This is a genomic window from Micropruina sp. (assembly GCF_047602085.1).
Taxonomy (GTDB): Bacteria; Actinomycetota; Actinomycetes; order Propionibacteriales; family Propionibacteriaceae; genus Micropruina.
In genome coordinates this window covers 242820-256531 of the sequence record NZ_JASGID010000002.1, presented here as the reverse complement: position 1 = coordinate 256531, position 13712 = coordinate 242820, and the positions used below count along the sequence as shown (strand labels likewise).

The 13712-nt window shown below is 64.8% G+C and carries 11 protein-coding genes and 1 tRNA gene; 2 read left to right on the top strand and 10 right to left on the bottom strand.

Annotated elements, in window-relative coordinates; genetic code table 11:
* Positions 1–12: 12 nt before the first annotated feature.
* The gene (locus tag QM721_RS01995; RefSeq protein WP_415118460.1) at positions 13–981 is read left to right on the top strand and encodes a quinone oxidoreductase family protein; all 969 of its coding nucleotides are present in this window, start codon (positions 13–15) and stop codon (positions 979–981) included.
* Positions 982–1019: 38 nt separating this feature from the next.
* Positions 1020–2474 carry an MFS transporter gene (locus QM721_RS01990; protein WP_415118458.1) on the top strand — a complete coding sequence of 485 codons (1455 nt, stop codon included), beginning with the start codon at positions 1020–1022 and terminating at the stop codon, positions 2472–2474.
* A gap of 399 nt (positions 2475–2873) precedes the next feature.
* Here QM721_RS01990 and QM721_RS01985 read toward each other — a convergent pair whose 3' ends face one another.
* From QM721_RS01985 to gyrB, 10 genes are all read right to left on the bottom strand, one after another.
* Positions 2874–3467 carry a DUF998 domain-containing protein gene (locus tag QM721_RS01985; protein WP_415118456.1) on the bottom strand — a complete coding sequence of 198 codons (594 nt, stop codon included), beginning with the start codon at positions 3465–3467 and terminating at the stop codon, positions 2874–2876.
* Complete coding sequence (locus QM721_RS01980) at positions 3464–3907, bottom strand: MarR family winged helix-turn-helix transcriptional regulator (RefSeq protein ID WP_415118454.1); 444 nt, start codon at positions 3905–3907, stop codon at positions 3464–3466. The genes QM721_RS01985 and QM721_RS01980 overlap by 4 nt, the downstream gene beginning before the upstream one ends.
* A 183-nt stretch (positions 3908–4090) precedes the next feature.
* Entirely contained in the window at positions 4091–5185 is a 1095-nt protein-coding gene (locus tag QM721_RS01975; RefSeq protein ID WP_415118452.1) for a HigA family addiction module antitoxin, read from the bottom strand.
* A 15-nt stretch (positions 5186–5200) separates the two neighbouring features.
* Positions 5201–5509 (bottom strand): type II toxin-antitoxin system RelE/ParE family toxin, encoded by a 309-nt coding sequence (locus QM721_RS01970; RefSeq protein ID WP_415118450.1) that lies wholly within the window; start codon positions 5507–5509, stop codon positions 5201–5203.
* A 639-nt stretch (positions 5510–6148) separates the two neighbouring features.
* Positions 6149–6391, bottom strand: a complete 243-nt coding sequence (locus QM721_RS01965; RefSeq protein ID WP_415118448.1) for an addiction module protein — start codon at positions 6389–6391, stop codon at positions 6149–6151.
* 242 nt (positions 6392–6633) lie between these two features.
* Positions 6634–6710, bottom strand: a tRNA-Ile gene (locus QM721_RS01960).
* Between the two features lie 110 nt (positions 6711–6820).
* Positions 6821–8158 carry a hypothetical protein gene (locus QM721_RS01955; protein WP_415118446.1) on the bottom strand — a complete coding sequence of 446 codons (1338 nt, stop codon included), beginning with the start codon at positions 8156–8158 and terminating at the stop codon, positions 6821–6823.
* A gap of 171 nt (positions 8159–8329) precedes the next feature.
* Positions 8330–8932: a DUF3566 domain-containing protein gene (locus tag QM721_RS01950; protein ID WP_415118444.1), complete on the bottom strand. Its 603-nt coding sequence runs from the start codon at positions 8930–8932 to the stop codon at positions 8330–8332.
* 18 nt (positions 8933–8950) lie between these two features.
* Positions 8951–11578, bottom strand: coding sequence for a DNA gyrase subunit A (gyrA, locus tag QM721_RS01945; protein ID WP_415118443.1), 2628 nt, complete (start codon positions 11576–11578; stop codon positions 8951–8953).
* Between the two features lie 25 nt (positions 11579–11603).
* Positions 11604–13613 carry a DNA topoisomerase (ATP-hydrolyzing) subunit B gene (gyrB, locus tag QM721_RS01940; RefSeq protein WP_415118441.1) on the bottom strand — a complete coding sequence of 670 codons (2010 nt, stop codon included), beginning with the start codon at positions 13611–13613 and terminating at the stop codon, positions 11604–11606.
* Positions 13614–13712: the final 99 nt, after the last annotated feature.

Below are 13712 nucleotides of genomic sequence, written 5' to 3'. Positions count from 1 at the left end.
TGGAGGAACATCATGAAGGCGATTCAGATCACGAGCTACGACGGAGCAGGTGGGCTCAGCTACGGCGACTTCCCCGAACCCGTGCCCGGCGCCGGCCAGGTGGCACTGACGGTGGAGTTCGCGGGCGCGAACTACGTCGAGGCGCTGTTCGCCGACGGGCTCGTGCCGAACCCGCTCCCGTGGGTGCCGGGCATCGAGGCGGTGGGGCGGATCAAGGCGCTCGGCGCGGGCGCTACCGGTGTCGCGGTCGGTGATCGGGTCGCGGCGCTCACGATCAACGGCGGGGGCGGATACGGGCAGGTCGCGGTCACGAACGCTGCACTCGTCACCCCACTCCCGCTCGGGATGGATGCCGGGTATGCGTCGGTGGTGCCGTCGAATACGACGACCGCGCTGCTCGTGCTCGAACGCCTCGCCAGGCTCCAGCCCGGCGAGCAGATCCTCGTGCACGCGGCAGCGGGCGGCCTCGGATCGCAGTTCGGGCAGATCGCGAAGCTTCTCGGCGCGGCCCGCGTGGTCGGCGTCGTCGGCAGCGAGGCGAAGCGGCACGCCGCGCTCGACCTCGGCTACGACGAGGTCTGGCTGCGCGACGACCTCGCCACGGCTAAGGGCGGGCAGTTCGACGTGATCGCCGACCCGGTGTCCGGCCCCGGACGACTCACCAGCATCGGCCTCCTCGCACTCGGCGGCAGGCTGCTCGCGGTCGGCGATGCGGCTCAGGCGGGCGATCAGCAGATCAGCAGCAACACGCTCTGGTTCACCGGCACCAGCATCCTCGGCTTCAACCTCGGAGCCCTCGCCGCCGAGAACCCCGAACTCGTCGGCACCTACCTGCGCCGCGCCCTCACGCTCGTCGCCTCCGGTGACGTGCGCGTGCATGTCGGCGAACGGGCTCCGATCCAGGAGGCACCCCGCATCATCGCCGCGCTCCGTGAAGGGCGCACGGTCGGCAAGACCGTTTTCATCCACGAACCCGCCTGAACCACACGCTGCCCGCTCGACCGAAAGCATGACCACCCATGACTGATGCCGTATCCACCACACTGACGACGAGTGAACGCTGGAAACTCATCGTTCTCCTGTCCGCGAGCTTCACCCTCGCCGTCGATTTCTCCGTCCTGAACATCGCCCTCCCGCAGATCGGACGCGACGTCGGCCTCGACACGACCGCCCTGCAATGGGTCATCACCGCGTTCGCGCTCCCTGCCGCCGGGTTCGGGCTTCTGTTCGGCAGGCTTGGCGACCTCATCGGACGCCGCCGCCTGTTCATGATCGGAATCTCGCTGCTCGGCATCGGTTCCATCATCGGCGGCGTCGCCCCGACCGCCGCCGTGCTCCTCACCGGCCGAGTCGTGCAGGGCTTCGGCGCGGCAGCGGTCGCGCCGACCGCACTGTCGCTGCTGACGACCTCGTTCGAGGAAGGCCCACGCCGCACGCGAGCCCTGGGCATCAACGGCGCGCTCATCGCCGCGGGATTCACCGTCGGCGCACTCCTCGGCGGCATCCTCACCACCGGCATCAGCTGGCGAGCCGCGTTCTGGATCAACCTGCCCATCACGCTCGTCGTTCTCATCGTCACGCCGACCCTGTTCCCCGCAAACCGCCCCGACACGAAGCCACGCCTGGACTGGCCCGGCGCGATCCTCATCAGCATCGCGCTCACCGCACTCGTGTTCGGCCTCACCGTCGCAGGCGACCACGGACTCGGCACCTGGCAGCCCTACCCGTGGCTCGCTGCCGCCGTGATCCTTGGGGCACTCTTCGCCTGGCGTGAGCTACACGCCGCACATCCCCTCGTCACACTCAGTATCCTGCGCCGCCGCACCATCGCAGTCGGCAACCTCACCGGCCTCACCACGTTCTCGATGATGTCCTCCGCGACTTACCTCCTCACCCTCTACTTGCAGGATGTCCTGTCGCTGAACGCCCTGCTCAGCGGGATCGTCATCGCTGTCGTCGGAGTTGTGTCGATCACCGTCGCGAACTTCATCCCGAAACTCATCGGCATCTTCGGGCTGCGCACCCTCGTCATCGCGGCGCTCACCCTGCAAGGCATCGGAATGATCGTGATCGCCTTCGCCGGGGCCAGTGCCTGGGCCGTCGCGATCATCATCGCTGGACGCATCATCGCGGGCCTCGGACACATCGGCAGCATCATCGGCTACACCGCCATGTCTAGCTCCGGCCTTCCCGACAACGAACAAGGCCTCGCTACCGGACTGGCCACGACCAGCCAGCAAGTCGGCATCGCCCTCGGCACCCCGCTCATGGCCTCGATCCTCGCGCTGACGCTCACTGTCACCAGCACCGACTCCGCCTCAACAGCGGCACTCCGCACCGGGCTGGCCACGACGATAGCCGTCAACGGCCTCATCCTCATCGCGGTCGCACTCCTCGTCGTGCTCCTCTTGCTGCGTAGTGGAAGCCCAGACAGGCTCGCCAACCATGACCCTGCCGCTCAGCCTGCACGTTGACTGCGCCAGCTTCTACCCTCCGAACCGAGGCACGCGACTCGCACATCAAACCCTGACCCACGGCATCGACAAGAGCCAAGACGAAAGAGCACCGATCCGGCTCCGCGAGCCGTTCGCCACTGGGCGCCAGGTACCGGCGCGTCCCGACCACCGCCAAACATCGCAGCCACATCCGAGGCCTCGAAGCCCTCGGCTACACAGTCACCATCCAACCCGCCGCACCAGACCCTCTCGGCTCCGCCGGGGCTGCCGCGCCTGGCCGGGATCCATTCTCGGACTAGCGTTGAGTGCCCTGATGCCACTTGCACGTCTGTATCCCTTCAGGTGGCAGCCCGCAAGCGTTGCCCGAGTGGAAGGCGACCGCCAGCGAACCGTCGGCGCGAACCTGCGCCGTTACCGTCACCAGAGGACGATTTGGAGGGCGACGAAGGTGTAGAACAAGCTCACCGACAGGATGAAAACACGTTCCGAGATGCCGAACGCCCAGCTTCGGAGTGGTCGGATGACCAATGCGGCAACGAGTGCGATGAGCGAGATGAGACTGACCCACGAAAGGATCGAGAGAAGGGTTCCGACGAACCCCTGGTGCATGAGACGAACGAAGTTGCCCATGCATGCATAGCTGAGCGCGAACCAGAGGATGGCGGCCAGGAGATGGAGCCGACCGATCCTCGTGGCTGGCGTGCCCTCCAGATCGGTTGGCAGCAGGGGCATGACGAGGAAGACCAGGGCAAGCACTGTCAGACAGACGACGACGAACGTGGTGTCCTCCCATTCGGGCAAACCGATGCCGACGGCAAGGGCGAGTGCGGCCCACATCCCAGCGGACGTCCACGTCATGGCGGAACTCAGTGCACGGGTCTTACCGACGGCGTAGTCGCTGACAGCATGTCTGACCGGGTTGTACCCACTGCGAGAGAAGTGGACTGCGATGAACATCGCAAGGCGGGCGACACTCAGCGCAAACGTGATGGCCGCTATGGCGGCAGTCATGGTTCTCTCTTTTCGCTGTCGGTGCTCCTGTGCGTGGAGCGGAGTTCGTCGTGCAGCGAACGGATCGTTCGGGCGAGCGCTGCCGGATCGATCTGAATTGCGCGGGCGTTGTTGTCGAGCGATGAACCGAGGAGTGTCGCGCATCGCTGGCGGAGCGTCTCGCCTTGCGCGGTGATGCGCAGGTGACGCACGTTGCCGGTTCCAGCCTCGGCGACGTTGTCAACACTGCCATCCCGGATCAGGGCACGGACAATGCCGCTGACGGCCGCCTCCGTCACGCCGAGAGCGCCTGAGAGCTGACGACCGGTCACGCCAGGGTGCTCCGCGATGACGATCAGCGCGACGTAGCGGTGGTAGCTGAGCCCCTCGGGTCGAAGGATTCGTTCTGCCTCTCGGTCGAGAGTGCGAACGAGGTCGTGCAGTTCGTAGGCCAGATCCACGGCACGTATCTTAACTCATTAACTTACTTGCCGTGGGTGCTCGACTCCCACGCAGAAGACGTGAAGATCTGATGGTGCGGGGTGCCCTGGTGATCGGTTGCGACAGTTCTTCGGCTTGTCCACTGTCAGCGGTTCGAGTAGGTCTGAAATGGTGGGGTCTAGGAGAAGACGCGATGAGAACGTTCAGGCTGGGACGAGTGCCGTCCATCGTTCGAGCTGATCGGTAACGTTGGGCGCGTCGCGAACGAGCGTAGTTTTCCAGGACAGCAGGCCATCGTTCTGAAGCCTGCCGATCAGCGTGATCGGATGCACACCCAAGGCGTCCGCCTCCGTCTGCGCCCAGGTCACACTCGGCCGTTCGGGAACAACGGGGAGCGGTCCCGAGATAGCCAGTTCTCCAGCAAGCTGATCGGCTTCCGTTTCCTCGTCCCCGCTCTCTTCAGATAGGTCATCAATGATGACTCCCCCGTCCTCTGAGACGTGGCCCAGCAGAACATGGGCGGCTTCGTGGAGGATTGTGAAGAGCACTTTGTCTAGCCGCTTCCATCGGCCCGAGATGCCGATCACCGGGGTCTCATCGACGATCAGCGCACACCCATCGAGCTTCCCTCCGGGGAACGCTTCAACGTAGATCAGCTTCACCCCAACCTCCGCGAAAAACGCTTGGAAGGCAGCGAACTCCTCCGGGTTGCGCGCCCGTTCCGAGAGTTGCTCAGCCAACCCTCGAAGACGATCACGAGAGTACGGCGCAACCTGCAGCTCACGCGCACTGGCCTTGACGCACGCGACCCAGGCTTGCTGAAGCACCGTCACGGACTCGTCTGTGTTGCTTCGCCTGGCGGCGAATCTGACCGTCAGCTCTTCATCAAGGCTCTGCATCCCAAAGAGGCGAAGGACCTCTTTCGATTGCCCATCTGGATCAGAGGCGGTGATGAAACCACGCTTTCTCAGCAAGGTGACCGGTACTAACTCACGCAACCTGGCGCGGGTCTTTACGGCGTCAAGGCTTTCCCTGGTGCGCGAGTCCTGTGCTTGCTTCCAGAGGAGGTAAGAGTCCTGAAGCTTGAGCCAGAACTCTGCGCTCGTTCCGAGCGCGGCCGCGATCTGCGCGGCGGACTCGCGAGTGATCTCCTTCTTGCCGGAGATGATCTCGGAGACGAACTGTGCCGGTCGTCCCAAAATCTCCGCAAAGTCGGCCTGAGTCCAGCCGCGCGCGTCGAGTTCGTCAGCCAGGTGTTCCCCGGCCGGGAACACCTCGGCAGCCATCGGCGTACTCATGATCGTCACTCTCCTTCAGTGGTAATCAACCATCTCGATGACGATGACCATCCGGCCGTCGTCATCCGTTTCGAACTTGATGATGAGCCTGAACTGGTCGTTCAGGCGGATGGATGAGGTTCCGGCCCGGTTGCCCTTGAGTTGCTCCGACCGGAGGGAACGCATCGCATATAGGTCTCGTTCATCAGTGGCCGCAAGCAGTACCTGGATCTTCTTCCGGTACGCCTTGATGATGTCTGCACCCCAGCGCCGTGGCGCATAGGACGCATCTTCGGCCAGACGCCGAAGATCATCATCTTCGAAGACGACACGCAAACGCTCCACCTCACCCAGAACAACATGGCCAAGTTTACGCTATCGCATCCACTTATCTAGTCATCATGGGTTAATCACCCCTTGCATGAATCATGCTATCCTACTACCATCGGTCTCGCAAGCGCGGCGGCGCCGAGGACCGAGCGCCCCCAGTGGCGGCAACGTGAACCACGAGGAGGTTCAGATGCCCGGCTATGCAAAGACCCCTAGCTTCATCAACGACTTGGTTGATCGTTGCTCGACGGACACCTTCTATGTGAGCAAGGCGCGGACATACCCGCTCTCGGACCTTGGGTCCCGCTGTCGGGGTGATTTTGTGGTGAGCGTTCAGAGGTCTTGGAGGCGGCTTCGCCAGTACCCCGGACGGCGCTTCTCGTGGGCATAAGCGACGACGATCACCTCGTCATCGCGTACGAAGTAGACGATCCCATAGGGGGAAGCCCTCGACGCTCTTGCGTCGAATGAGCGGGTGCCGTTGGCGGCCGCGGTATGGAGGCGCGGCGTCCGGCCACACGCGGGCGAACGCGAGGTGTTCCATGCGCTCATCATTGAACCGCTCACCAAGGCCAGGTTGCCGTCCCTCATACCACTCAACGGCGTCGATCAATTCCGCACGAGCAGCCGGGTGCTCGCGCCAAGAAAGCATCGTCACCGCTTGCGCCGCTCCACGAGCATCTCGCGGACCATGCGCTGTGTCTCCTCGCCGTCGACCAACTCGACCTTGCCGGTGAGGATTTCCTCGGCGCGGCTGTCGATCTCGTCGTCCCAGGCGGCGTCGATCTCCGCCTGCTGATCGTCGTCGACGTGCTGGAGCGCGAGCGCGGCGATCTCGCGCTCATCGGCAGACAGGCGCTTGCCTTCTGCGATGTAGTCCGCGAGCGTCGGGGTCATGAGGAAATTCTACGGCGCGGGGCGCGCGATGGGGGAAGTCCCGGCATCGAGGAGTCAGGGCTGCTCGACGCGGTGTTTCTGTGACGATGACCCGCACGACCTCTGATCGTCAAGGATCACCTCAGCCATACCCCGAGGGTCCCCGCCTACCGCCTGTGCCATGGCTCGGCGGCGTTGGGCTGCCCTGGTTGGGGTGGCGGGTGACGTACTTTCCGATATCAGCGGTTCTAGTACGTCTGAAATGGTGGGCCTAACTGGACTTGAACCAGTGACCTCCGCCTTATCAGGGCGGCGCTCTAACCATCTGAGCTATAGGCCCGCGTTGGCGGGAACACCGAGAAGTAACACTACCTACTCACCCGGCACCCGCTCAACTCGACCGGCGATCTGGTTCGGGCCACCTGGGTGCGGCGGCCCGAACCACCGCCGTTACGGCTTCTCGCCGCTGACCGTCCAGGTACCGTCGTCCGACAGGGTGCCGTAGACCCGCACCAGCGAGGCATACCCACGGTACTTACCCTTGCTACCGCTCATCGTGCAGGTCCAGCTAATGCTGAGCGACGCCGAGACCGTCATGTCGGACGTGTCCAAGGTCGGCTTCAGGCGGTTGATCGAGTTCGTTCCCGAAGCTTTGCAGGCGATGGTGCTGATCTTGGCCTTGTCACCGGTCGGCTGACGGAACCGGATGCCGCAGTCGTCCCTGGTCAAGCTGCCCGGCTTCTTGCACGAGTTCACCAGCTCGGTGGTCGCCGCCTTGAAGTCCTTGAGCGAAGCGTCGCTCAGCCCAACCTTGATGTCGTAGATGTCGGAACTCGACGACAGTGATTCCACCACGATCTTGTCGTCGCTCAGCGCGAAGACCTTGCTGGTGGTGCCCAGCGTGTAACCGCCAGGAAAGACATCGATGGAGTCGACGTCCGGCACCGCGACGCCATTGACGGTGAGTCCGATGTCGGCCGGGCTCAGCGACTTCACGTACAGCGATTCGGTGATCGTGGTCAGGTACCACGCATTGTCGCGCGAACTCACATGGAACTTCTGCGTCTGACTGCGCCCGCTGATGGTGTAGCTGGCGCTGACCTCAGAGCTGTACGTCGACGCCTTGGTCTCGGTGAGCTGCACATCAGTGATCGGCGCGCTCTGGCTGGCCGCCGTCATCACCTCTTTGGTCAAGAAGGTGCGGTCAGGCAGGTCGCCACGCGTGAGCGCGAAGATCGCCTCGGGGTCAGATGCGGCGAGCCCGTCGAAGTACTTCTGCACCACCTCCATGGCCGTACCGGCACCGACGCCGCTGCCCTGCGAGGCGGTCGCCCCGTCGCTGGGAGTCGTGCCGGCGGACGTACCCTGTCGGTTGAACATCTGCATCAAACCCACGATCAGGGCGATCACGAGAATCACGGCACCGCCGATGAGCAGCGGCATCTTGTTGCCCGACTTGGCCGCTGGTTGCCCTGGCGGCACCGGCGCCTGACCCCAGCCGGACGGCGGCGGCGCGCCAGCGCCGGCACCGGGAGCCTGGATCGGTGTCGTCGGCTGCCCGTACCCGGGCTGCCCGTACCCCGGCTGACCTGCAGGTTGTTGGCCAAAACCAGCCTGCGGCCCATAACCGGGCGAGCCTTGAATCGGCTGCTCTCCGAACCCGGGCTGACCGTACGGCTGTTGTCCGGGTGCCGGGTAGCTTCCCGGCGCAGCATACGGGCTCCCCGCAGATGGCACCTGCGGGTTGTTGGGCTGGCCGGGATCTTGCGGACGATTCGGGTCAGTCATGACTCCACACCTTCGGTCACAGAGTTAGGGGGACCCCGCTACCTTACGCGCTGAGGCGGTCACCGTGCGGGCCGTGGATAGCGCTCCCCGGCCCGGGCCTGTGCGGCCCCGGAAGCGGCGGCCAACGCAAACCGATCACCACCGGTCGATCGGTGCATCGAACCGACGTCGTCAGTCCTCGGCGAGAGTCAGTTCGAGGCCGCCCAGAATGTTGGCCGACAGGTTGTACAGAAACGCGGTCAAGGTGCCGATGGCGGTGAGCAGCACCACGTTGATCACCGCGATCAGGGCCGCGATGCCCAGCACCTTGTTGGTGTTGACGAAGTCTTCGATGCGAATCTGCGTCTGGTCGTTGGGGTTGCTGAGCAGGTTCTGCAGAATGCTGTTCACCGCGTCGAACAGCCCCGAGGCGCCGATCACCGACCACACCACGTAGGTGGCGAACCAGAACATGATGCCGAAGGCGATCGAGAACAGAAATGACGTCTTCATCACCGACCACGGGTCGATGCGCGACAACCGCAACCGGGCCTTGCGGGTGCGCCGGCTCACCGAACGCGGGCCCGACGACACCACAGCCGGACGGGCGGGGGTCGGTGCTGGCTGCTGGTCGGTGACCGCCGGTTGCACCCGCGTCTCGTCGGCCGCCTCGAAATCGGGGGTGGCGTGGCGCTCATCCGAACGGTAGAGATCCGATGCGCCCCCACCGGCTGGTGCAGAACCCCACACATTGCCCGGTGAGGACGTGCGGGTCTTGCCCTGCTGGTCGCTCATAGTTCTCCTCGACCTCGATCAGTCGGTGGCTTGCGGTGCGTCGGACGCGTTCGGCCCAACCGTATCCGACCCCGTCGTGGAATCCGACACCACCACCTGGGTCGATTCTTCCTCATCGGCGCCCGATTCGGGGTAGAGCGCGATCACCGAGACCGAGTCGTCGCCGCTCACCGCGACGAATTTGACCCCCATGGTGTCGCGTCCCTTTGCCGGAACCTCGCTCACCGACGACCGGATGATCTGCCCCGAAACCTTGATCGCCATGATCTCGTCGTTCTCTTGAACGACCAGGCCTCCGACCAGTGAACCGCGGTCTTCGTTGAGCTTCATCGCCTTGATGCCCAGCCCGTTACGGCTTTGCGGACGATATTGCGACACCGTGGTGCGTTTGGCGTAGCCACCGTCGGTGACAGTGAACACGAACCGGTCGTCCTCGGGCATATCGGCGTCGATCACCGCCATGCTGAGCAGCGAATCGCCCGAGCGGAATTTCATGCCTCCGACGCCCGAGGTGGCCCGGCCCATCGGACGCAGCGACTCGTCGCTGGCCGGAAACCGGATCGCCTGGCCCTTGCGTGAGATCAGCAACACGTCGTCGGCCCACGAGCACAGCTCGGCGCCGATCAGTTCGTCGTCGTCGTCGCGGAAGGCCACCGCGATCACACCGGCCTGGCGCGGTGAGTCGTAGGCGGTCAGCGATGTCTTCTTCACCAGGCCGCGTCGGGTGGCCAGCAACAGGTACGGCGCATCGGTGTAGCTGCGCAGGGTGAGCACCTGCGCGATGTGCTCATCAGGCAGGAACGACAACAAGCCGGCGACATGGCCGCCCTTGGCGTCGCGACCGGCCTCCGGCAACTGCCACACCTTGGCCCGGTACACCCTCCCCAGGTTGGTGAAGAACAGGATCCAGTGGTGGTTGGTGGTAGCGAACAGGTGCTCCACCTCGTCGTCAGCCCGCAGCGATGCCCCGCGAACACCCTTGCCACCGCGCTTTTGCGCCCGGTAGGCATCGGTGCGGGTGCGCTTGGCGTAGCCGCCGTGAGTGATCGTGACGATCATGTCTTCGTCGGGGATCAGGTCTTCGTTCGACAGGTCGCCGTCTGCCGAGATGATCCGGGTGCGGCGGTCGGTGCCGTACTTCTCGACGATCTCGGCGAGCTCTTCGCTGATGATCCTGCGCTGCCGCTCGGGCCGATCGAGAATGTCTTGCAGATCGGCGATGGTGCGCTCCAGCTCGGCCAGCCGGTCGATGATCTTCTGACGCTCCAGCGCCGCCAGCCGGCGCAACTGCATTTCGAGAATCGCGTTGGCCTGCGCCTCGTCGATCGCCAGCAGCTCCATCAGGCCGGTGCGCGCCGTCTCGGCGTCGCTGGACGCCCGGATCAGTGCGATCACGTCGTCGAGGGCGTCCAGGGCCTTCACCAGGCCCCGGTAGATGTGCGCCATCTTCTCGGCCTCGGCCAGCCGGAACGCGGTGCGCCGCCGAATCACTTGAAGCTGATGCTTGATCCAGTAGCTGATGAACTGGTCGAGTCGCAGGGTGCGCGGCACCTCGTCGACCAGGGCCAGCATGTTGCAGCCGAAGGTGTCTTGCAACTGCGTGTGCTTGTACAGGTTGTTCATCACCACCCGCGGCTGGGCGTCGCGCTTGAGCACGATCACCAGCCGCTGGCCGGTGCGGGCCGATGAGTCGTCGCGAATGTCGCTGATGCCGCTGAGTTTTCCGGCGTTGACCAGCTCAGCGATCTTGGTGGCCAGGTTGTCGGGGTTGCACATGTAGGGCAGCTCGGTGATCACCAGCAGCGTGCGGCCCTGCTTGTCTTCCTCGATGTCGATCACGGCCCGCATGATCACCGACCCGCGCCCGGTGCGATACGCGTCCTCGATGCCCTTGCGGCCCACGATCAGCGCACCGAGCGGAAAGTCCGGGCCCTTGATCCGCTCGATGGCGGCCTCAAGCAGTTCTTCTTTGGACGCCTCGGGGTTCTCCAGCGACCACTGGACGGCCTCGGCCACCTCACGCAGATTGTGCGTGGGAATGTTGGTGGCCATGCCGACCGCGATGCCGGTGGAGCCGTTGACCAGCAGGTTCGGAAAACGCGCCGGCAGCACTGTGGGCTCGGTGTCGCGGTTGTCGTAGTTGGGCCTGAAGTCGACGGTGTCTTCGGTGATGTCACGCACCATCTCCATGGCCAGCGGTGCCATCCGGCATTCGGTGTACCGCATGGCCGCGGCCGGGTCGTTGCCGGGCGAGCCGAAGTTGCCCTGGCCGGCCACCAGCGGGGCCCGCATCACCCACGGCTGGGCCAGCCGCACCAAGGTGTCGTAGATCGCCGAATCGCCGTGCGGGTGGTACAGGCCCATCACCTCGCCGACCACGCGGGAGCACTTGTTCCAGCCCCGGTCGGGGCGGTAGCCACCGTCGTACATGGCGTACAGCACCCGGCGGTGCACCGGCTTGAGGCCATCGCGCACGTCGGGCAGGGCTCGTCCGACGATCACGCTCATCGCGTAGTCGAGGTAGGAGCGCTGAATCTCGACGTTCAGGTCGATCTCGTCGGTGCGGGCCTGGGTGGGCACGGTGCCGGCCTCGGCGTTGCCTTCGACCGGCTCGTCGGGGACGTCGCCGGTGGGACCGTCAGTCATCGGTCAGTCTCCATTCGTCGGGGCATCAGATGTCGAGGAAGCGGACGTCCTTGGCGTTGCGCTGAATGAAGTGCCGCCGGGGCTCCACCTCCTCACCCATCAGGATCGAGAACATGTTGTCGGCGGTCGCCGCGTCTTCGAGAGTGACCTGCAGCAGCGACCGCTTGCTCGGGTCCATCGTGGTGTCCCACAGATCGTCGGCGTTCATCTCGCCCAGGCCCTTGTAGCGCTGGATCGGGTTGTTGTTCGGCGCCGGCAGCTTCTTGCCCGCCTCGAAGCCGGCGTCGCGCAGGGCGTCGCGTTCGGCATCGGAGTAGGCCAGTTCGTGCGGCGCGTTGGTCCAGCGCAGCCGGTACAGCGGAGGTTGCGCCAGGTACACGTAGCCGTGGTCGATCAACGGCTTCATGAACCGGAACAACAGGGTGAGCAACAGGGTGCGAATGTGGGCACCATCGACGTCGGCGTCGGCCATCAGCACGATCTTGTGGTAGCGCAGCTTCTGCACGTCGAAGTCGTCCTGCACACCGGTGCCGAGCACGTTGATGATGGCCTCGACCTCTCTGTTCTGCAGGATTTTGTCGAGCCGTGCCTTCTCGACGTTCAAAATTTTGCCGCGAATCGGCAAAATGGCCTGAATGCGCGGGTCGCGGCCGCCCTTGGCCGAACCCCCGGCCGAATCGCCCTCGACGATGAACACCTCACACTCGGCCGGTTCGGTCGACTGACAGTCGCTCAGCTTGCCGTACTGCCCGGTCTTGAGAAGCCCCTTGCGGCTACGAGCGATATCGCGGGCCTTACGGGCCGCGAGCCGGGCGGACGCCGCAGCCTGGGCCTTGCGGACGATGTCGCGGCCCTCGGCCGGGTTCTTCTCGAACCAGTCGCCGAGCAGATCATTGACCACCTTCTGCACGAACGAGCGAGCCTCGGTGTTGCCGAGCTTGGTCTTGGTCTGGCCCTCGAACTGCGGCTCGGCCAGCTTGATGCTGATGATCGCGGTGAGCCCCTCGCGGATGTCGTCGCCCGAGACCCGGTCTTCGCGCTTCTTGATCAGCCCCCAGGTTTCGCCCCAGCGGTTCACCGTGTTGGTCAGCGCAGCCCGGAAGCCCTCTTCGTGGGTGCCCCCCTCGTGGGTGTTGATGGTGTTGGCGAAGGTGTGCACGCTCTCGATGAACGAACCGTTCCATTGCATCGCCACCTCGACGCTGAGCCGGTCGTCATCACTGGTCGCGTCGATGGCAATCACCGAGGGGTGAATCGTCTCTTTGCTGCCGGTGAGGAATTTCACGAAGTCGATCAGGCCGTCGTCGAACCGGAACGTGTCACTGTGCGGCTCGTCCTCGTCGTCGGTACGGCGATCCGACCGCTCGTCGACGATGCTGATGGTCAGACCCTTGTTGAGAAACGCCATCTCGCGAAACCGGGTGGCCAGGGTCTCGTAGCTGTAGGTGGTGGTCTCGAAAATGTCGGGGCTGGCGTAAAAGGTGATCGTGGTGCCGGTTCCGTCGGCCGGCTCAAGCCGCTGCAGCGGGGCGTCCGGGTCGCCCAGCGAGAACGACTGCGCCCAGTGGTAACCATCGCGGCGCACCTCGGCGGTCAGATGGGTCGACAGGGCGTTCACCACCGACACCCCGACGCCGTGCAGGCCGCCGGACACCTTGTAGCCGCCATCGCCGAATTTGCCGCCGGCGTGCAGCACGGTGAGGGCCAGGGTGAGCGCCGAGATCTTCTCCTTCGGATGCTCGGCCACCGGAATGCCGCGGCCGTTGTCGATCACCTGCACCCCGCCCTCGTCGAGCAGCCGCACCACGATGGTGTCGCAGTAGCCGGCCAGCGCCTCGTCGACGGAGTTGTCGACGACCTCCTGCACCAGATGGTGCAGGCCCCGCTCGCCGGTGGAGCCGATATACATGCCGGGCCGCTTGCGCACCGCCTCCAGGCCCTCGAGAACGGTGATCGCGCTGGCGTCGTAGCTTCCGGCGTCGACGGCATGCGCCGCCGAACCGACCGCGCGGCCGCCGGTGGTGGGTTCACTCACTGGGTTTCCCTTTGCTGATCGGGTCTCAGTCACACAAACACCGCCGCGACCCGGATCGGCAGCGGGCGGTGTTCTCAACCTCGTCCAGTCTACCGCGCG